19 protein-coding genes and 3 tRNA genes are annotated in these 18,673 nt (G+C 65.9%); all 22 read right to left on the bottom strand.

The features are described from left to right. Nucleotide 1 precedes the first annotated feature (1 nt). Nucleotides 2-577 (bottom strand): sigma-70 family RNA polymerase sigma factor, encoded by a 576-nt coding sequence (locus APAU_RS04405; protein WP_040344892.1) that lies wholly within the window; start codon nt 575-577, stop codon nt 2-4. Nucleotides 578-668: 91 nt separating this feature from the next. Then, entirely contained in the window at nt 669-1,316 is a 648-nt protein-coding gene (locus tag APAU_RS04400; RefSeq protein ID WP_006300488.1) for a histidine phosphatase family protein, read from the bottom strand. Between the two features lie 129 nt (nt 1,317-1,445). Beyond that, nucleotides 1,446-1,521 (bottom strand) — tRNA-Thr (locus APAU_RS04395). Nucleotides 1,522-1,524: 3 nt separating this feature from the next. Then, a tRNA-Glu gene (locus tag APAU_RS04390) sits at nt 1,525-1,600 on the bottom strand. Between the two features lie 13 nt (nt 1,601-1,613). Next, nucleotides 1,614-1,689, bottom strand: a tRNA-Lys gene (locus tag APAU_RS04385). A 61-nt stretch (nt 1,690-1,750) separates the two neighbouring features. Next, a complete protein-coding gene (gene argH, locus APAU_RS04380) occupies nt 1,751-3,130 on the bottom strand; it encodes an argininosuccinate lyase (protein ID WP_006300487.1) in 1,380 nt (459 codons plus the stop codon). Nucleotides 3,131-3,148: 18 nt separating this feature from the next. After that, the gene (locus APAU_RS12525) at nt 3,149-3,736 is read right to left on the bottom strand and encodes a DUF501 domain-containing protein (RefSeq protein ID WP_050792465.1); all 588 of its coding nucleotides are present in this window, start codon (nt 3,734-3,736) and stop codon (nt 3,149-3,151) included. A gap of 5 nt (nt 3,737-3,741) precedes the next feature. Further along, nucleotides 3,742-4,149, bottom strand: a complete 408-nt coding sequence (locus APAU_RS04370) for a S1 RNA-binding domain-containing protein (protein WP_006300485.1) — start codon at nt 4,147-4,149, stop codon at nt 3,742-3,744. A gap of 31 nt (nt 4,150-4,180) precedes the next feature. After that, nucleotides 4,181-4,840, bottom strand: a complete 660-nt coding sequence (locus APAU_RS13275) for a hypothetical protein (protein ID WP_006300484.1) — start codon at nt 4,838-4,840, stop codon at nt 4,181-4,183. 3 nt (nt 4,841-4,843) lie between these two features. Then, nucleotides 4,844-5,401, bottom strand: coding sequence for a hypothetical protein (locus tag APAU_RS04360; protein ID WP_006300483.1), 558 nt, complete (start codon nt 5,399-5,401; stop codon nt 4,844-4,846). Between the two features lie 18 nt (nt 5,402-5,419). Further along, entirely contained in the window at nt 5,420-5,743 is a 324-nt protein-coding gene (locus tag APAU_RS04355; protein ID WP_006300482.1) for a hypothetical protein, read from the bottom strand. A 19-nt stretch (nt 5,744-5,762) separates the two neighbouring features. Next, nucleotides 5,763-7,352, bottom strand: a complete 1,590-nt coding sequence (locus APAU_RS04350; RefSeq protein ID WP_006300481.1) for a DUF342 domain-containing protein — start codon at nt 7,350-7,352, stop codon at nt 5,763-5,765. A 14-nt stretch (nt 7,353-7,366) separates the two neighbouring features. Beyond that, nucleotides 7,367-8,110 (bottom strand): FliA/WhiG family RNA polymerase sigma factor, encoded by a 744-nt coding sequence (locus APAU_RS04345; protein WP_006300480.1) that lies wholly within the window; start codon nt 8,108-8,110, stop codon nt 7,367-7,369. 12 nt (nt 8,111-8,122) lie between these two features. Beyond that, nucleotides 8,123-9,040: a hypothetical protein gene (locus APAU_RS04340; protein WP_232207763.1), complete on the bottom strand. Its 918-nt coding sequence runs from the start codon at nt 9,038-9,040 to the stop codon at nt 8,123-8,125. 230 nt (nt 9,041-9,270) lie between these two features. Then, nucleotides 9,271-9,759 (bottom strand): chemotaxis protein CheD, encoded by a 489-nt coding sequence (locus APAU_RS04335; protein WP_006300478.1) that lies wholly within the window; start codon nt 9,757-9,759, stop codon nt 9,271-9,273. A 3-nt stretch (nt 9,760-9,762) separates the two neighbouring features. Next, complete coding sequence (locus APAU_RS04330; protein WP_006300477.1) at nt 9,763-10,392, bottom strand: chemotaxis protein CheC; 630 nt, start codon at nt 10,390-10,392, stop codon at nt 9,763-9,765. A gap of 45 nt (nt 10,393-10,437) precedes the next feature. After that, nucleotides 10,438-12,510, bottom strand: a complete 2,073-nt coding sequence (locus tag APAU_RS04325) for a chemotaxis protein CheA (RefSeq protein WP_006300476.1) — start codon at nt 12,508-12,510, stop codon at nt 10,438-10,440. Between the two features lie 50 nt (nt 12,511-12,560). After that, nucleotides 12,561-13,661 carry a protein-glutamate methylesterase/protein-glutamine glutaminase gene (locus APAU_RS04320; protein WP_006300475.1) on the bottom strand — a complete coding sequence of 367 codons (1,101 nt, stop codon included), beginning with the start codon at nt 13,659-13,661 and terminating at the stop codon, nt 12,561-12,563. Between the two features lie 13 nt (nt 13,662-13,674). Next, on the bottom strand, nt 13,675-14,340 hold the full coding sequence (locus APAU_RS04315) for a flagellar brake protein (protein WP_006300474.1): 666 nt from the start codon (nt 14,338-14,340) through the stop codon (nt 13,675-13,677). Nucleotides 14,341-14,347: 7 nt separating this feature from the next. After that, nucleotides 14,348-15,283: a MinD/ParA family protein gene (locus tag APAU_RS04310; RefSeq protein WP_006300473.1), complete on the bottom strand. Its 936-nt coding sequence runs from the start codon at nt 15,281-15,283 to the stop codon at nt 14,348-14,350. After that, complete coding sequence (gene flhF, locus APAU_RS04305; protein ID WP_006300472.1) at nt 15,270-16,556, bottom strand: flagellar biosynthesis protein FlhF; 1,287 nt, start codon at nt 16,554-16,556, stop codon at nt 15,270-15,272. The genes APAU_RS04310 and flhF overlap by 14 nt, the downstream gene beginning before the upstream one ends. Next, nucleotides 16,553-18,673, bottom strand: coding sequence for a flagellar biosynthesis protein FlhA (gene flhA / locus APAU_RS04300; protein WP_006300471.1), 2,121 nt, complete (start codon nt 18,671-18,673; stop codon nt 16,553-16,555). The genes flhF and flhA overlap by 4 nt, the downstream gene beginning before the upstream one ends.

Here is an 18,673-nt window from a genome sequence, read left to right as displayed (position 1 = left end):
CTCAGGAACGATTTGTGACCCCCTCCTGTTGAAACCACGACCGGAGCTTCTGAAGCGCCTTTCTCTGGATCCGGTAGACGTGGCTCACGTCGAAGCCCTTTTCCTTCGCCACATCCGCGGCCCGTCGTCCCTCCACCACCAGGGAGGTGATCACCTCCGCCTCCCGGGAGGGAAGCCCCTTCAGACCGTCCGCAAGGTCCACCTTCCATTCCAGATCCTCGTAGGCCACCGGAGCTTCCCGCTCCAGGTCCTCCTCGTCCCAGGGCTGAGGAGCCCGGGCTTCCACCCGCTGGAGGAAGTTGATCATCCTCCCTCGGACCCGGTAGTAGGCGTAGGTGATGAAACGGTTCTTCCGGAGGGCGTCGAAGTGGTCCACCGCGAAGATCAGGGCCAACATCCCCTCCTGGACCAGGTCCGGGTAGGTGCCGTAGGGGACGCGAAAGCGCTTCGCAAGCCAGAAGACCAGGGGCCGATAGGCGAGGATGAGCCTTTCCCGGGCCTCCTCGTCTCCCTGGCAGCAACGCGACCAGAGACGTTCCTCCTCCTCCGGTTCCAGGGAAGCCTTGCCGGAAACCAAGCCGGATGGTGCCTCCACCGTCAATCCCCCTTCCGGGTTCCGGAACACGCCCCCCATTCTAGCATCCCCGCTACGGAGGGACTACCGAGGACTACCGAGGCAAGGGAAGGGGGGGGTGGTCCTCCGGGAGGTGGAGGTGCAGGGTGTCGTTGGAGAAGGCCAGGAGAGGGATCTCCTTCCACAGGTCCACCGCGGAGAGGGAACCGTTGTCCAGGCGCATCCGCCAGACGCAGCCGCACCGGCCGGCCCGAAGCAGGAGCGCGGCCAGGACGCGAAGGGAGTAGCCGTGCCCCACCACGACGCACCGGGCAAACCGATCCAGCCTCGCCTCCCGAAGGAACGCCTCGATGCGTCCCACGATCTCCTCCGCCCTCTCCCCTCCGGGGGGCGAGGAGTCGAAGGGAGCCAGGCGCCAGCGACTGTAGGCCTCCTTGTAGCGCTCCTGGATCTCCTGGACCGTGAGCCCCTCCCAATCCCCAAAGTCCAGCTCCGTGAGCCGAGGGTCCACCACGGGACCCTCCTGTCCCAACGCATCCGTCAGCCCCTCGGCCAGGCACCGGGCCCGGCAGAGGGGACTGGTGAACACCACCTCGGGGCGCCACCCCGCAAGGCGCGCCACGGCTCTTCGCGTCTGCTCCAACCCCTGCTCGTCGCAGGGGACGTCGGACCTTCCCTGATAGCGGTAGTCCAGGTTCCACGCGGTCCTTCCATGACGCACCAGCACAATCCTCGTCTCCACGGTCCCCGTCTTCCTCCCCTCTTCCCCCGAAGGGGTCCGGTGCCCCACCTCCCCGGGTCCGCACCTCCCTCGGACACGCGAAAAGCCCGCCACCAGGGTACTCGGTGGGCGGGCCTCTCGGAAGTCTTCTGGAGCCGGTGGGCGGACTCGAACCGCCGACCTGCGCATTACGAGTGCGCTGCTCTACCAACTGAGCTACGCCGGCTTGTGGCGGTCCCAACGGGATTCGAACCCGTGCCGCCGCCTTGAAAGGGCGGTGTCCTAGGCCACTAGACGATGGGACCGAACGCTACGTTTTGGTGAGCCGTGTGGGATTCGGACCCACGACACCCGGATTAAAAGTCCGGTGCTCTACCAGCTGAGCTAACGGCTCGCTCACGTCGGATCATTTTACAGAAATGCGGGCACAAGTCAAGGGAACGGCCCCGAAGGGTCTAACGACTGATCCAGACCTGCAGGCTGCGCCTTCCCGCGGCCCTCTGCCGGCGAAGCTCCGAGATCCCCGTACCCCCGAAGGTCTTCCTCCGGTCCACGGACACCCGCAGGTCCAGCAGAGGGAGCAGGTCCTCCTCCACCTCCGGGATCAGGGACTGCCATTCCGCCAGGGAGAGGGAGGGCAGATCCCTCCGGGACTCCAGGCACCAGTGAACCAGCTTGCCCACCTTTTCGTGAGCCAGGCGGAAGGGGACCCCCCGGACCACCAGGTACTCCGCCACGTCCGTGGCCAGGGCGAGGCCGTCCCGAAATCCCGCCAGGGCCCGGTCCTCGTCGATGGCAATGCCGTCCAGCAGCGGAGGAAGGATCTCCAGGACCCGCTCCACCCCGTCCAGGCTCGCGAAGAGCCCCCTCTTGTCCTCCTGCAGGTCCCGGTTGTAGGTCATGGGCAACCCCTTCAGGCTGGTCGCCAGGTCCACCAGCCTCCCCAGGACGCCCCCGGTCTTGCCGCGGATCAGCTCCAGCACGTCGGGGTTCTTCTTCTGGGGCATCATGCTGGATCCGGTGCAGAAGCCGTCGGAAAGGCGCAGCCAGCCGAACTCCTGGGTGGCATAGAGGATCAGATCCTCCGCCAGGCGGCTGGCGTGCAGCGCCACTCCCAGGCAGAAGGCGTGGATGTCCAGGAGGCTGTCCCGCTGCCCCACGGTCTCCATGCTGTTCTGGGTGGGCCCCTGGAAACCCAGCTCCCAGGAGGTGGCGTGCCGGTCCAGGGGCAGGGTGGACCCCGCCAGGGCTCCCGCCCCCAGGGGACACAGAGCAAGGGATTCCCGGGCGAAGTCCAGCCGCCGCGCATCCTGGAGGAAGGACCAGAAGTGGGCCATCCAGTAATGTCCCAGTCGGATGGGCTGGGCCTGCTGGAGATGGGTGTAGCCGGGAATCAGGACGTCCTCGTGGCGCTCTGCCTGGAGGAGGAGCTGTTCCAGGAGGCCCCGAAGGGCGTCCACCATGCCCTCCAATCGGTCCCGCAGGTAGAGGCGCAGAGTCACCGCCACCTGATCGTTGCGGCTTCTTCCCGTGTGCAGCTTGGCTCCCACGGACCCGACCAGCTCGGTGAGCCGGGCCTCCAGGTTCATGTGCACGTCCTCCAGCTCCACCCGAGGGGCCAGTTTCCCCGCCTCCAGCTCCCTGCGAAGGGTCTCCAGCCCCTGGAGGATCGCTTCTCCCTCCTCCGGGGTCAGGATCCCCGTTCGGGCCAGCATCCGGGCGTGGGCTTCGCTGCCCCGGAGGTCCCAGGGGGCGAGCCTCCAGTCCAGGTCCAGAGATTGGGTGAACTCCTGAACGCGCACGTCCGTTTCCTCACGGAAGCGACCTTTCCACATGGGCTTCTCCTCCTTCGGTCACTCCCCGGAACACAGGGGAGAGTCGCAATGGGTCCGGGGGAATTGGGCGGCAAGCCAGGAGGAGAAGGGGTGGGTTCCCCAGCCCAGCCAGGAGGCCGTGTGGAGGTGAAGACACTTGGCGCCCCCGTCCCCGTGCAGGAAGTCGATTCCCCCCAGCCCCCGGCTCCACAGGGAACGCCACCACTCCGGACGGTTCCGCCGCAGCCATCGGTTCTCCTCCGGGGTCAGGAGGGAGCCCCGAAGGGCCGCGTGGTCCAGGTGGTGCCGCCGCATCCGCTCCGGATCCCGGGCCATGCGGGTCTCCAGGCGGCGCACCCCTCCCTCCGATTCCAGCTGCCCGCAACGACGGGAAAGGAAGGGGCAGACCAGCCAGAAGGTGGTGGGGAAGGGACCCTTGGGGTTGAGGGGACGGCACAGAAGCACCTGGGGGTAACCCCAGGGACAGCACCGGGGGATTCCCAGAACCCACTGGGGGTTGTAGACCTTACCCCCTCGACCCTCCCGCAGAAACCGGACCTCCTCCGGGGTGGGGGGGCGATAAAAAACCGGGGGGCGGTTGCCCCCCGGCGGGATGACCTGCCACAACGACGTCACTTCTTGCCCGGCTTGCGCTTGCCTCCCCGGGCGTCCTTGAGCTTGCTGTTCAGGTCGGCGATCTTCTCGTCACTGGTCTTCATGAAGAAGGACAGCTTCCGCTCGAAATCGCCCTCGCTGCTGCGGGGTTGTCGGGGTTCCCGGGGCTGTAGCGCCTTGATGGAGAGGTCGATGCGCCCTCGCTCGTCGATCTTGATGACCTTGGCGGTCACCTTCTGCTGGAGTTCGAGCACGTCCTCCACCTTTTTGATGTAACTGTGCGCCAACTCCGAGATGTGGACCATCGCCTTCTGTCCCGTCTCCAGCCGGATGAAGGCTCCATACGGGGCGATATGCTCCACCGTTCCCGAAACGACCTCCCCGACGCTGACTGCGGGCGTCGTCACCGTCTTTTCTTCCGCCATGTGCCGCTCGACCCTCCACCTGTTGGTTTCCTCAGTGCTGCCCCTTTGCCTCCGTTCCCTTCCCGGAGACACCCTTTCGCGCCGGAAGCCAAACCCACCGAAGCGGGTTTTCCCGATCCGCCCCTACCCTCAGCAGTGCCAGGTGTTTCGGCAATTCCCGGGTTCGGGAGGACCGATACCACACCCACAGTTTCCCCGAACGCTTGTCCAGTACGCTCTTCACTACAAGCCCCTCGATTATAGGGGAAAACGCCGCCAGGAGACTAGCCCCCTCGGGATGGGGAAGGTTCTTCAGATAGGCAAGCCGATTGGAGCGTTCCTGGGGAAGGAGGCGAATCCGTTCGGTTTCCGAGGGAATCCGCAGACGCCACCCCAGGACGACCCGCTTCACCCTTTGGCGGAAGGACGGTGCGCCTCCGCTTCCCAGGTCCGCCAAGGGCCCTCCCCGGACGCGCAGCGCCCCGGCCCGTCCCAGCCAGGCACCGCAGGTTCGGACCTCCATGCGCCGCCACTGGGCGAAACCCGCCGCGGCCACCCGAGCTTCCGCCCGAAGGGGCTGGACCTTCGCCTCTCGGGAAACCAGGGCGTCCCGCACCTCCAGGTCACGAGAGGACGACAGGGGACGGACCACGATCCTCCCCCAGAAGGCCCGAGACAGATGCCTCGCCAGCTTTTCCAGAGCTTCTTCCATGACCTACAGGGGTTCGTGCTCCCGGATGGATTCCAGGGCCTTGCCCATGCGGGAAAAGGGTTCCCCCAGCTCCATCTCCTCCGCCGCCGCCACCAGATCCGCGGAGATCTTCTGGGTCTGGGAAAGCTGATCCTCCGTCACCGCCAGGCGGAAGGGGGCGCTGATGGGGTCGGCCTGAAGGAGAAAGGTGGTCCTGTCTCCCTGGGGCTCCAAAATCCCCACCTGGTCCAGGGGGGAAGCGCTGGTGCTCTCCAGGCACACCGCAGCCACCTTGGCATGTCGTCGGGCAGCGCGGAGCAGGTCCCGATCCCGCAGGATCCACAGGGTGGGCTTGGCCTCCACCGATTCCACCAGGTTCTTCAGGAGGACATCCTCCCGGAGGTAGACGTCCAGGGCGCTGCCGTACAGAATCCGCTCCAGCCGGGTCGGGCGGACCGGTTCGGTGTACCGGAAGTCCAGGGGAATCCCCCGGGTATCCACCACCAGGGCCGCGCCCTCGAAGACCCCTTCCCGGTCCTCCACCAACAGGTACCCCAGAACGGGGCCACCACGTTCTGCCATGCCATCCCTCTTTCCGCGTCAGGCGTAGAAGTCGAACCCGCCCCCGTCGGAGGAGGTCCGTTTCTCGCTCGAAGCCGCTTGGGTCCCCTGCCCCTGGGGAGAGGCCTTTTTCCTGCCCCCCCGGCCCTTCTCTCGATCCGGCTTGTCCTTGGCATCCTCCAGAGGCCTGTCGGTGCCCGATTCGTCCGACTGCTGCACCTGCTGCTGGCGGATCTGGGCATCCTTCTCCGCTTCCTGCTGCTGCGCCGCAGGCACCACCGCAGCCTGACGGTCCCGGACCTCCGGGGCCTTCTGCTCCACGTTCCACATGGTGAGCTGCCAGTCGATGGGTCTCAGAGACACGGGGACATCACCTCCCAGGCTACTCGAAGGACTTGACCTTGATCTCTCCCGCATCCACCAGGAAGCAGGCGAAACGCTGGGTCTCCCGGACCACGTAGGTCATCCCTCGAATGGTCACGCTGACCCCGGGGTAGCAGATGTTCCGCACCCGAACCCGGCCGGAGAGCTTGCTGCGCTCCATTTCCCCGTCCAGAGCCTTGAGCCGGTCATTGATCATGCCCAACTGGGCCTGAAGCTGGAACTTCGCCTTGGTGAGGCGGACCATGAGTCCCCGTTTCTGGTCGTCCAGCATGTTCCCCGACTCCAGCTTCTTCAGGTAGCCCAGGTTGGTCTCCACCTCCGCCATCTTGCCCTGAAGTTCCTTGAGGTTCTCCGAAAGGCGCTTGCGCTCCTCCACCAGCTCCGGGAGGACGCCGACGCTCACCTCCGTTCGGGTTCCCATCTCGCTTCCCAGGGTCTCGCAGACCACTTCCTGTCCCGCCTGGATCTTGCCGCCCACGATCTGTCCCTTCTTGCTTCCCAGGACCTCCACGATGCCTCGGGCCCCCACGTCGCTGTGGATGATGGCCTCCCCCACGTGGACGTCGCCCCCCGCACGGACCCGGGCCTGGTCGATGTAGCCGCAGTTCACGTCCTTTTTGGCCTGCAGGTCCGCCTTGCCGATGCCCCGAACCCCGATCTTGATCTGCAGGTTTCCCTCCGCCGAAAGGGTGGCTCCCTCCACCACCCCCTCCACGAAGAGGTCTCCCCCCGCATGGACCTCGAAGCCCTCCCGCACCGCACCCTTGACCAGGACGGGGCCCACGAACTGGATGTTGCCCACCCCGTAGTCCACATCTCCCTTCACCTCGAAGAGGGGGGAGACGTGGAGCTTCCCGTCCTTGACGGACACGTGGCCGTCCGCATCGGCGAAGAGGTGGAGCTTGTCCTCGGAAACCACCGTGTTGGACCCCGAGGGGAGGTTCTTGTCCTTTCCCTGCTGGGCCTTGAGCACCTTGCCCAGGACGGTGATCCCCTCCTCTCCCGCCACGGGAGGGGTCTTCTCCGCCAGCTCCTGGCCCTTCAGGACGTTGACCACCGTCCCCAGCTCCCGCATGTCCACCCGGCTCTCCCCCACGTCCCGGGGGCGCAGCTGGTGCAGGTCGATCTTGTAGTCGATGGCCGCATCCTTGCCGTGGACGGGGGGACGTCCCTGAGCGACGCGCACCCACTGCTTGGCGATCTTCTGGTTTGCCAGATCCGCCAGGGCCTTTTCGTCCACCCCCTCCACCACCCCGTGTTCCTTGAGGAAGGTCTTGAGGGCGTCCACGCTTGGCCAGGGCAAAGGACCCAGGGGAGGAAGGATGCGGAGGCTGCAGGAGAGGGCGTCTTCCGTGATCTGGACCTGAATCTCCGCGGGGCGGTCCAGCTCCGGTCTGCGGTCGGCGATGCGGACCGGTTCGGCCGGTCGCTCCTGGAGAGCCTTGAGCAGCGCCTGGCCGTCGTAGTCCTCAATCTGGCGTTCCCGCAGATAGGCCGCAATCTCCGCCAGGCTCCCCCCCTCATCGGGGAGGATCTTGACGAAGATGCCTTCCTTCCGAACCTGCAGCTCGAAGCCCTGATCCGACATAGAAATCCTCTCCCCTATTGGGACGCCAACCTTGCCCGAAGCAAAGCCAGTGCGCGTCCGTGCAGTTGCGAAGCCCGGGATTCCGTGACGCCCAGGACGCCGCCGATTTCCTTGAGGGTCAACCCTTCGTAGTAGTACAGAGATATGAGAAGGCGTTCCCGCTCCGGAAGCTCCGAAAGCCCGGCCAGGACCCGGTCCACCTCTTCCTTCTGCTCCATCCGGTCCAAAGGCGACGGGGCATCGTCCTCCAGGATGCCCTCCCTTTGCACATCCCCGTCCTCCAGGGCCAAGACCTCGTCCAGGGACACCACGTAGGAACGGCTGGCGATCTCCAGAAGCTCCTTATATGCTTTTTCGTTCATTCCCAGGGCATCCATGAGGGTTTCGTCGTCCGGATTGCCCTGAGTCCGGGCAAATCGCTCCACGGTCCGCTCCAGCTTCTGCAGCTTTTCCCTTCCGGTTCGGGAAATCCAATCGTAGCGTCTCAGCTCGTCCAGGATGGCTCCCCGGATCCGAGGCACCGCGAAGGTCTGAAAACAGAACCCCCGGTCCAGGTCAAACCGTTCGATGGCATCCAACAACCCCATGGCCCCGAAGCTCAACAGATCCTCGAAGTCGAGCCCCGGGGGAGGAGAAACAGCCATGCGCCCCGCCACATAGCGCACCAGGGGCAGGTAACGGCGCACCAACCTCTCCTTGAGTTCCGGAGAGGGCTCCTTGCGATAATCTTCCCAGAGCTGGTTATCCTCGTGACCCACCAAAACGCCTCCTCAACGGACCAGGTACAGGATCACGGCCAGAAGCAGGAGCCCGGAGGCCACCACAAGAAAGAACAGGCCCAGACTGGAGTCAGGATTCCACAGAGACAGACGCGGGAGCAGGGGTTCCTTGGGGAGGATGCGGATGCGGACGTCCCCGGACATCTTGAAGACTCCGTGCACCCCTTCGGAGATGGAGAGGCGGACGACCACGTCCCCGCTGGGCATGGCCTCGGTGCTCTCCACGGGGAAGGAGGGAACCCGCCCGGTCCGCGCCAGGACCCGGGCGATGAGACGCCCCAGCCCCGTGGTCTCCTCCACCACCACCTGGACCAGGTCTCCCGCCTTGAGCTCCTTGAGGGGCCTCCCCTTCACCGGGTCCAGGTGGGGGCGGCAGGTGACGCGAATCTCCACGATCTCCGGGCCCTTGGGGACGACCTGGGGCGGGGGGGATTCGGGAGGAGGAGCGGCGGCAATAGGAGACAGGTCTACCCGAAGCCGATGGAACCGCTCGACCTGGAGGGAACAGACGAAATCGACCCGGAAGGTGTGGCTCAGGCCGTCCTTGAGGGCCGCCGTTTTGGCCTGAAGAGCCTCGGGATCCCGGAAGAGGAGGTTCAGGGCCGTGGGGGGGAGGAGGCGCTCCAAAAGCTGCTCCAGCTGCCGCCAGATGGTCCTCTCCGGGAGCACCGGGATCTGACGCAGGGTGGAGCGCACGGATTCCCAGCTGGCCTGGACCTGAAACGCCTCCGGCAGGGCCTGGGGGCCCACCCAGAAGGTGGTGTCCAGGACCTGGCCGGAGATGCCGTCAGCCACGATGCAGAAGCCCCCGTTGAGATCCCCTCGCTTGCGGGCTTCGAAACGCCCCTTGACGGCCACGTAGGTCGGGGCGGCGGCGTGAAGGATCGCCACGGCCTCTTCCGGGTCCACCCGGGACGCCCGTATGGCGCTTTCCACATCCGCCCGGCTGCACCGGAGCAGGGTGCACAACTCCGTAAAGGCACTGTCGGGCAACAGAGACGTAAGGCTCGGGGGCGGCCCCGGCGCGGGAGCCGGGGGCTGAGGCGATGCCGCCGCCGAGGGAGACGCCACAGGAAGTTCGACGGGATCCAGGTTGGGTGTGGTGTCCTGTTGTTCCATCTCTTCCCCCTAAGGGCTCGTCAGAGTTCCTGAGAGCCCGTCCCCAAGGTTTTGACCAGCAGCTTCCAGGTCTCCGTGTTGAACTCCACGCTGCGTCCCTTGTTCCCTCCTACGTCGGAGGCCACGAGGGGCACGCCGTGCTTGGCCAACATCGCCGTGGTGGCCTCCACGTTGCGGGATCCCACCGCCAACAGGCTGTTGTCCTTTCCGGGGATGTTGAACATCTGGGCGCCCCCGGCCATCTTGGCCTTCAGCTGCCCCTTCACCGCCCCCAGGTTCTTCAGGTGCTCCAGGAGAAGGGGCACCGCCGTGTCGGCGAACTTCCCCGGTTTGGGGACCTCCTTGGCGTCCCGGCTATCGGGGAGCATGATATGGGCCATGGCGGCCACCTTGGTGCTGGGGTCGAAGATGACCAACCCGATGCAGGAACCGAGGCCCAGGGTGACCAGCGTCGCGGGATGCCTCACGGACACGAGATCCGCCATGCCCACGTGCGTGACGGCCGACATGGGTTACAGCACCCCCAGCCGTTGGAGCAGCAGTTCCAGCGACCCCGGATCGGGGACCATGATGACCGTACCCTTGGACTCCCCCTCCACGTCGGTGATGCGCAGGGTGGTCTTGACCAGAAGAGCCGTGTCCCCCAGGATGCCGAAGGTGGCCGCCACCACGTCCATGATGGAACCCAGCATGTCGTGGGCCACCGCGGGGACCGAGACGGGAAGGGCCCAGCCGGTCATCATGGAGAGGGCGTTGAGGAAGGCGCCGAGGATGATGTTCCCCACCTCCGCCAGGGCGCTGTCCCGGATCTGGATCCGCACTTCGTCGTCCACGGAACTCAGGTCCATGGAGATGAGAAGGTCCGCCAGGGCGGCGGACTCCTCCTCCTCCATGAGGAAGATGAGGTTGCAGGAGAACTCTCCCTCCGCCCGGATCAGGACCCCGCAGGCCAGGGCCTCGGGAGACCCGTAGTGTCCCGCGATTTCGTAGACCGAGATGAGTTCCGCCACGGGAACATCCATGTCCACCGCCCTGCCCAGAAGCTTGGAAAGGGCCGTGGCGGCGTTTCCGGCGCCGATGTTTCCCACCTCGCGGATCGCATCCATCTGGATGCTGCTGAACGATTCTAGGTTCAGTCCCATGACGTTTCCCGCAGCCTTCTTCCTTGTGGGATCGACGACCCCACCCTAGAGGGACGCCGCGTCGAGGATCAACGCCACGTTCCCGTCACCCAGGATGGTAGCCCCCGCGACGCCCTTGACCTTCTGAAGCAGCTTGCCCAGGGGCTTGATGACGATTTCCTGCTGCCCCACGAAGTCGTCCACGATGAACCCGATGCGGCTCCGGTCCCGTCCCACCCGCACCACCACCACGGGGTGTTCCTCGATCCCTTCCCGGTCCACTTCCGTGGAGAGGATGCCCGCCAGATCGGACAGGGAGAGGATCTCCCCCCGAACGGTGGTGACGGGGGTTCCGTGGACATACTTGATCTCCTTCTTCTGCACCAGCAGGGTTTCCTCCACGTTCTCCAGGGAGATGGCGTAGGTTTCCTCCCCCACGCGGATGAGCAGGGCCAGCACGATGGCCAGGGTCAAGGGGAGGCGCACCTGCACCCGGGTGCCCTCGCCGGCCTTGGAGTAGACCTGGAACTGCCCCCCCAGGGACTCCACCTTGTTCTTCACCGCGTCCATCCCCACCCCGCGGCCGGAAAGGTCCGTCACCACATCCACGGTGCTGAACCCGGGAAGCAGGATGAGGCGGATCGCCTCCTCGTCGGTCATGAGCTGAGCCTGCTCCGCGCTGACGATGCCCCGCTCCACCGCCTTGGCCCGAACCTTGGCGGTGTCGATGCCCTTGCCGTCGTCCTGCACCTCAATGATGACCCCGTTGCCCTCCTGGTAGGCCGCCACGGTGATGGTGCCCTCCCGGGGCTTGCCGTTCTTCTCCCGGACCTCCGGGCTCTCCAGTCCGTGGTCCAGGGAGTTCCGCAGGAGGTGCACCATGGGATCCCCGATCTCGTCGATCACCGTACGGTCCAGCTCCGTCTCCCGACCCTCCACCTCCAGCTTCACTTCCTTGCCCATCTGTCGGGAGAGATCCCGGACCAGCCGGGGCAGACGGTCGAAGACCATGGAGACGGGGACCATGCGGAGCTTCGTCACCAGCTCCTGGATCTCCCCGGAGATGCGTCCCAGCTGGGAGAGGGGTTCGTCGAAGGCCTTGATGCGCGCCTCCAGGGCCAGGCGTTCGATGCGGGCGCGGCCGATCACCAGCTCGCCCACCAGGTTCATGAGCTTGTCCAGACGTCCGATGTCCACGCGGACCGTACGGCTGCTCTTCTTCGCCGCCGCCGCAGGGGCCGAGGGGGCCGCCGCAGACGCGGCCGCCGCCGCAGGCTGACCGGACTTGACCTCCGCCGCTTCAGGGGCTTCTCGCTCCGCCACGTCCTCCTCCTCCTCTTCCGACTCCAGGGTGATGGTCATGGCCTCGATGGAGAGTCCCCCACGGTCGTCGAACGCCACGGGGCGGACCTCCACGCTCTTCACCTCGCTGATGCCAGCGGCCACCGTCTGAAGCTTCTCCGGGGTCTCGTGGGTGGCCACGTAGACCCAGAATTCCTGGTTGAAGGCCTCCCGCTCCAGGTCCTCCACCCCCGGCTGGGTCTTGATGAGTTCTCCCAGTTCCCCCATCCGGGTGACCACCATGTAGGAACGGGCCGCCTTGAGCAGGCAATAGGAATCCAGAGTGACGTGAAGCTCGAAGACCGACATCCCCTGGACCTTCGCTTCCTGGACCCACTCCCGCTCCTGGGGGGTGAGTTCCAGGCTCTCCGATTCCGTGCCCCCCGTCCCGTCGGGGTGTTCTTCGATCTTGTGGACCCGACGGTGGAGGCCTTCCAGGAGACCTTCGGTCTCCACGGTCTTGTCGGAGCCACCGCCTCGGATGGTGTCCACCATCTCCGTCAGGGAGTCCAGACACTTGAACAGCAGATCCACGTCGTCGGAGTTGATGAGGTGCTCCCCGCTTCGGGCGAGTCCCAGGAGGTCCTCCATGGCGTGGGTCAAAGCCGCCATCCTGTCGAAGCCCATGGTGGCGGACATGCCCTTGAAGGTGTGGGCCACCCGGAAGATCTCGTTGATGATCCCCATGTCCCGCTGGTTCTGCTCCGCCGCGAGGAGGAGTTCGTTCAGGTTCTTGAGCTGGTCCGTCGCTTCATCCAGGAAAGCGCCGAGATATTGACTCATATCCATGTTTGTCATCGGTTATCGGCCTCCAGGTTCAGGATTTTTCGAAGTACGGACCGGTTCCCTCAGGAAACCCAGCGATGCAGGGCCGCGGGGATGGAAGCGAGAGGAAGGACCTCCTCGACGATCCCCGCCTCCACGGCGGCGCGAGGCATTCCGTACACCACGCAGGTTTCCGGGCTTTCCGCCAAGATGATGCCGCCCTTGTCCCGAATCGCCTTCGCCCCGTCCGTGCCGTCCCTTCCCATTCCGGTAAGGATCGCCGCCACCGCCGAACCGCCCACCACGTCGGCCACGCTGAGGAACAGCATGTCCGCCGCAGGCTTCACGGAGCGGAGAGGAGGAGCGTCGGAGAGACGGCAAACCAGCTCTCCACCCCACTTCTCCACCACCATATGATAGCCTCCTGGGGCGATCACCGCCATCCCTTTCCGCGGTTTGAGCCCGTCGGCTCCCTCCACCACCTCCAGGGCGCTCATTTCGTTGAGCCTCTGGGCAAAGGAGGTGGTGAAACCCTGGGGCATGTGCTGCACCACCAGGAGGGGGACGGGGAAATTCCCCGGCAGGGCGGGGATGACCTCCTGGAGGGCCCGAGGCCCCCCGGTGGAGGAGGCGATCAGGGCAAGCTCTGCCCGATGGGGCCTCCTCTCGGACACCGTCGGGGGCATAGAGGCGAGGGGGGGGCGGGATACGGGCTTCTCCTCCCGGGGGACCTCGCGAGGAGGGACCTTCCCCCGGGGAGAGACGTGGCGCAGGTCCACGGTGCTGGCGACCCAGACCTTCTGGCGCAGCTCGTCCTCCACCTTTTTCATGTCCAGGGAAATGGTCCCGGAGGGCTTGGTGACGAAATCCACCGCCCCCGACGCAAGGGCCTGGAAGGTGGTATCCGCCCCTTCTCGGGTGAGGCTGGAGACCATCACCACGGGAGTGGGGTAAAGGCGCATGATCTCCCGCAGCGCTTCGAGTCCGTTCTTCCGGGGCATCTCCACATCCATGGTCACCACGTCGGGACGCAGCTCTCCGCAGCGCTGGAGCGCCTCTTCCCCGTCCCGAACCCGTGCGACCACCTCGAATCGGGGATCCTCCGCAAGGATGTCCCCGATGACTTTTCTCATGAAAGCGGAATCGTCCACCACCAGCACCCTGATCCTTTTCGTCGTAGGCATCGTCGATCGTCTCCTAGTTTGAGCGGACGTTCCGCTCCTGGGCACGAATGAAATCGATGAGGGTCTTCTCCGCGCAGCGAGGCAGGGACTCGAACTCCGAACCCAGATCCCAGGCTTCCCCGAAGCGTCCCACCCGCATCAAGCGCGCGGACACGGGGTACTCCTCCTGGCCCAGGGGCAACCGCAGAAGGAACCGGTCCTGCTCCCGAAGAGCCAGGGGGTGTTCCAGCCGGAAACGAAGCCCTCCGAGGCTGATGTCCACCGCCTGTCCCGTGAGCCACCTTCCCTCCAGGGGAGATCGGCTCTCCACGTCCAAGGGGAACAGGGAAAACTCGAAAAAGCAACCCACCCGAAGGAAACGGCGTCTTTGCACCTTCTCCGGCTTTGCGGTAAGCCGTCCCCACAGGAGAGGAACCGCTCCCCGGAGGTCGCTACGCACTGCCACCATCTTGATCAGAAGAGGCGCCTGTTCCTCCTCCACCAACAGCTCGAACTCCATGTCCCGGTAGACGGGAAGAAGGGCTCCCCGGAACATGGGGTGCCCCAGGATCAGCAGGTCCTCCCGCATGTCCTCCACCCGGGTGGGGTAGTGGCCCTTGTAGAGTCCTGCGGCTATGCGAAAATCCCCTCTTGCCCCGATCCGGACTCCGCGGGTGGAGTCTTCTTTCTCCGGCGTCATGGGCGTTCTAACCTTTCAGCTGGAGCCGCTTGCTCAGGCGGAACAGGAAGGCCTTGAGGCCCCGCCCGCCAGGAGCCTGTTCCGGCTCGGACCCGCTGCGGATGAGCCTTCTCGCCACCACCCGGACGCACCGCGCCGCCGCCGAGTCGGGCTGGTTCTGGAGAAAGGGACGCCGGAGCTTCACCGCGTCCCCCACGGATCGATCCCACAGGACGTAGCCCACGTAGGGGATGTCCAGGTTCAGGAACTGCCCCGCAGCCATCTGCACCCGGTCCGCCACGGAGAAGGCTTCCTCGTCGCTCCCCGCCATGTTCACCACCAGGCTCACGTCCAGCTTCCCCGAAGAGACCAGGGTGAGGGACTTGAGAACCCCGTAGCAGTCCCGAATGGCGGTGGGTTCCGTGGTGGTGAGAAGCAGCGTCTGGTCCGCCGCCAGGGCGAAGGAGAGCACGTTCTTGTGGATCCCCGCCCCCGTATCCACCAGGAGGACGTCCACCTTGCCCTCCAGGGCGGAGAGCTTTTCGATGAGGTGGGACTGCTGCTGCTCGTCCAGATCCGCCAGTTCCTGCACCCCCGCGCCCCCGGGGATCAGGGAGACCTTGTCCCCGATGGGCAGGAGGATTTCGTCGATCTCCCGCTCCCCCCGGATCACGTGCCCCAGGTGGTACCGGGGGACGATGCCCAGGAGGAGATCCGCGTTGGCCAGCCCCAGGTCCGCGTCCAGGATGGCGGTGCGAAACCCCATCTCGCTCATGGCCAGGGCAAGGTTGACGGAAAGGTTGGTCTTCCCCACCCCCCCCTTGCCGCTCACCACGGCGATGGAGCGCAGTCCCTCGAAGCGGGAGGAGGTCTTCTTCCGGGAGGAAACCAGGTCCCGAAGGGACGCGGCCTGATCCAGGGCTTTCCCCTGGGTCGCCTGCGGGGTCTGCTCAACAGTCCCCAAGACGATCCCCCCCTACGACCAGTCCCGCCAGGCGGTCTCCCCTCGCCACTTCGATGTCGTTGGGGACGTTCTGCCCCACGGTGAAGAAGCTGAGGGGCAGGTCGAAGTCCTCCACCACGTTGAGCAGCGGGCCGAAGGTGGAGGTCTCGTCCATTTTGGTGAACAGGATGGACTTGAGGGGCACCACCCCCATGCGGTCGATGACGTCCAGCATGTCCCGGTATTTCAGGTTCGACGCCAGGACCAGATGCACCGCATCGGGGCAGAAGATCTCGTGGAGACCCTTGAGTTCGTCCATGCGCTTGGCGTCCTTATGGCTGCGCCCCGCCGTGTCCAGGAGCACCAGGTCCGCGTTCCGATGCTTGGTCAGGATGCCCTCCAGCTCCTGGGGGTCGAAGGCCACCTCCAGGGGGATGCCCAGGATCTTCGCGTAGGTCCGAAGCTGTTCCACCGCCGCGATGCGGTAGGTATCCGCCGTGACCAGGACCACCTTCCGTCCCTCCCAGAGGGAATGGATCGCCGCGATCTTGGCGATGCTGGTGGTCTTGCCCACCCCCGTGGGTCCCACGAACATGATCCGCTTGCCCCCCAGGGCGTTCCAGGGGTCCGCAGCCAGCACGGGGATGCGTCCCGCGAGCCAGGCCGCCAGGTTCTCCCCGGGCTCCCGGTGGAATTCCTCCAGGAGTCGGGAGGCCACCTCCGGGTCCACCTCGCTGCGGAGCAGCTTCTGGTAGTCCGGGTCCGAGGAGGCGGCAGCGAGGCGATCGGGAGCTTCCCCGGGGCGGTCCATGCGCTGGAGCACCCGGGAAAGGGCGTCCCGGATCTCGTCCACCTGAGCCTGGATCTGCGGGTCCGAGCCTCGGGACGCGGAGGCGTAGGACGAAAGGGCCTGGGCCTGATCCAGGGGGGAGGGGGACGGGACGGGGGGGACAGGGGGCTGGGATTCCAGCACCGCCACGGGGCGCCCCCCGAAGGGCTCCCGGGCGGGGGGCTGGGCCAGAGGCTGCCCCGTGACGGCCCTCTTCACATCCAACAGCTGCTGGAAGGCGAAGAGCCGTTCCCGGTTCTCCTTGGCGATCTCCGCCGGGTCCTCGTCCAGGAGGCCAGCGGTCACCCAGAGGGCCTTGCGGCGGAACAGGCCCAGAAACCCTCCCCGCTTGACGAGACGGCTGGAGAGGATGACCGCTTCGCGCCCCAGGCGCTCCCGAGCGACTTGGATGGCCTCCGCGTCGTCCTGCGCTTCGAACTCGATCTGCCGATCCACCCGCATCATTCCACCATCCCCAAGGATTTCAGCTGCGCTCCAGGAGCGATTTCGTTATAGCTTATCACGAACACCTGGGGCAGGGCGCTCTCCAGGATGCGACGCACGATGAGCCGCACGTCCGGGTGCACCAGGAGGATCGGGGTCAGGCCGCCCAGGGCCATCTGCTCCGCCGAAGCGCTCACCGTCTGAATCAGGGACTGGATCTCCTGAGGGGAAAGGCCCAGCTGCCATCCCTGGAGCAGGTCTCCCTGGAGGGAATCCTTGATGCGCTGCTCCCAACGGGGGGAGAGGGTCTGCACCGCCACGCCCCCCTCCCGGTCCTGAAGCCGGAACGTGATGGTCCGGGCCAGGGCTTCCCGGGTGCGCTCCGTAAGGTAGTCCACGCTCCGGGTGAAGCGCCCGTGGTCCGCCAGGGTCTCGAAGATGGACACCAGATCCCGGATGGACACCTGCTCCTTCACCAGGTTCTGGAGAACCTTCTGGATCTCCCCCAGGTTCAGCGCCGCGGTGAGTTCACCCACCACAGCGGGGTTGTTGTCCTTCACCAGGTCCAGGAGCTTCTGCACCTCCTGGCGGGTGAGCAGGTCCGCGCCGTAGCGCTTGATGACCTCGGAAAGGTGGGTGGCCAGCACGGAGGGACAGTCCACCACCGTGTAGCCCATTCCCTCCGCCTGCTCCCGCAGCTCCGCGGAGATCCACACCGCCGGAAGGCCGAAAGCGGGCTCCGTAGTGGGGATGCCCACCAGGACGTCGTCGCTGCCGCTGGTGTTCATGGCCAGATAGTGGTCCGGCAGCAGCTCCCCCCGCCCCACTTCCGACCCCTTGACCCGCAGGATGTACTCCGTGGGTTTGAGCTGGATGTTGTCCCGGATGCGGATGGGGGGCACCACCAGCCCCAGGTCCATGGCCATCTGCCGCCGGATGGTGCCGATGCGCTCCAGCATGTCCCCGCCCTGTGAGGGGTCCACCATGGGGATCAGAGCGTAGCCGATCTCCACCTCCATGGGGTCCACGGTGAGCAGGGGCAGCACGTTCTCCGGGCTCCCCGGGGCCGGGGTCGGACCGCCGCCGGGGGCTCCGCCTCCCTGCGGCCCGCCGCCTCCCGCCGAAGGCCCCGCCCCCTTGGCCGGTCCCGCCAGCTCCTGGACCTTCCCCTCCCGCTGGATCCCGTAGGCCATCATCGCCAGCCCCACCCCCAGGACCCCGAAGGGAATGGTGGGCAGTCCGGGAACCACCGCCAGGGCGAAGAGCAGCCCCGAGCCGATGTACAGGGGTCGGTGGTTCCGGGTGAGGGAGGTGACCATGTCCCTCCCCAGATCGCTCTCCCCCGCCGCCCGAGTGACGATGATCCCCGTAGCGGTGGAGAGGAGCAGGGCGGGGATCTGGGCCACCAGCCCGTCTCCCACCGTGAGGAGACTGTAGGTGCCCAGGGCCTGCTGGGGCTCCATGCCCCGCTGGAAGACCCCGATGGCCAGACCTCCCAGGATGTTGATCACCGTGATGATGAGCCCCGCGATGGCGTCTCCCTTGACGAACTTGGAGGCCCCGTCCATGGCCCCGTAGAAGTCCGCCTCCCGCTGGATGTTCAGGCGGCGCTTCCGGGCCTCCTGTTCGTCGATCATCCCCGCGTTCAGGTCCGCGTCGATGGCCATCTGCTTGCCCGGCATGGCGTCCAGGGTGAACCGGGCGGCCACCTCCGCCACCCGTTCCGCTCCCTTGGTGATGACCAGGAACTGGATCACCACCAGGATGAGGAACACCACGCCTCCCACCACGTAGTTGCCCCCCACCACGAAGTTGCCGAAGGCGTTGATGACCTCTCCGGCGTACCCCTGAAGGAGCACCAGTCGAGTGGTGGACACGTTGAGGGCCAGACGGAACAGGGTAGCGATGAGCAGGATGGTGGGAAAAGCGGAGATCTCCAGGGCCTGGTGGACGTAGAACGTGGTGAGGAGGACCACCACCCCGAAGGTGATGTTCAGGGCCAGCAGCACGTCCAACAGCATCGTGGGCAAGGGGATGATCATCATGCCCACGATGAGCACCAGCATCAGGGCGATGCCGATGTCCGCGTACTGCAGCATTTTTTTCGATAGGGACTGGGACGCAGCTGAATCCGCCAT

Origin of the sequence: Aminomonas paucivorans DSM 12260 (genome assembly GCF_000165795.1) — a bacterium.
Taxonomy (GTDB): Bacteria; Synergistota; Synergistia; order Synergistales; family Synergistaceae; genus Aminomonas; species Aminomonas paucivorans.
This window is presented reverse-complemented; position numbering and strand designations above follow the sequence as displayed.

What these genes read in the sequence shown, in the direction of transcription:
- APAU_RS13275 (WP_006300484.1), bottom strand. Translation starts at nt 4,840, where the DNA reads ATGGAAGAAGCTCTGGAAAAGCTGGCGAGGCATCTGTCTCGGGCCTTC.
- APAU_RS04350 (WP_006300481.1), bottom strand. Translation starts at nt 7,352, where the DNA reads ATGTCGGATCAGGGCTTCGAGCTGCAGGTTCGGAAGGAAGGCATCTTC.
- APAU_RS04360 (WP_006300483.1), bottom strand. Translation starts at nt 5,401, where the DNA reads ATGGCAGAACGTGGTGGCCCCGTTCTGGGGTACCTGTTGGTGGAGGAC.
- argH (WP_006300487.1), bottom strand. Translation starts at nt 3,130, where the DNA reads ATGTGGAAAGGTCGCTTCCGTGAGGAAACGGACGTGCGCGTTCAGGAG.
- APAU_RS04370 (WP_006300485.1), bottom strand. Translation starts at nt 4,149, where the DNA reads ATGGCGGAAGAAAAGACGGTGACGACGCCCGCAGTCAGCGTCGGGGAG.
- flhF (WP_006300472.1), bottom strand. Translation starts at nt 16,556, where the DNA reads ATGATGCGGGTGGATCGGCAGATCGAGTTCGAAGCGCAGGACGACGCG.
- APAU_RS04335 (WP_006300478.1), bottom strand. Translation starts at nt 9,759, where the DNA reads ATGTCGGCCGTCACGCACGTGGGCATGGCGGATCTCGTGTCCGTGAGG.
- flhA (WP_006300471.1), bottom strand. Translation starts at nt 18,673, where the DNA reads ATGGCGGATTCAGCTGCGTCCCAGTCCCTATCGAAAAAAATGCTGCAG.
- APAU_RS04315 (WP_006300474.1), bottom strand. Translation starts at nt 14,340, where the DNA reads ATGACGCCGGAGAAAGAAGACTCCACCCGCGGAGTCCGGATCGGGGCA.
- APAU_RS04330 (WP_006300477.1), bottom strand. Translation starts at nt 10,392, where the DNA reads ATGGGACTGAACCTAGAATCGTTCAGCAGCATCCAGATGGATGCGATC.
- APAU_RS04325 (WP_006300476.1), bottom strand. Translation starts at nt 12,510, where the DNA reads ATGACAAACATGGATATGAGTCAATATCTCGGCGCTTTCCTGGATGAA.
- APAU_RS04320 (WP_006300475.1), bottom strand. Translation starts at nt 13,661, where the DNA reads ATGCCTACGACGAAAAGGATCAGGGTGCTGGTGGTGGACGATTCCGCT.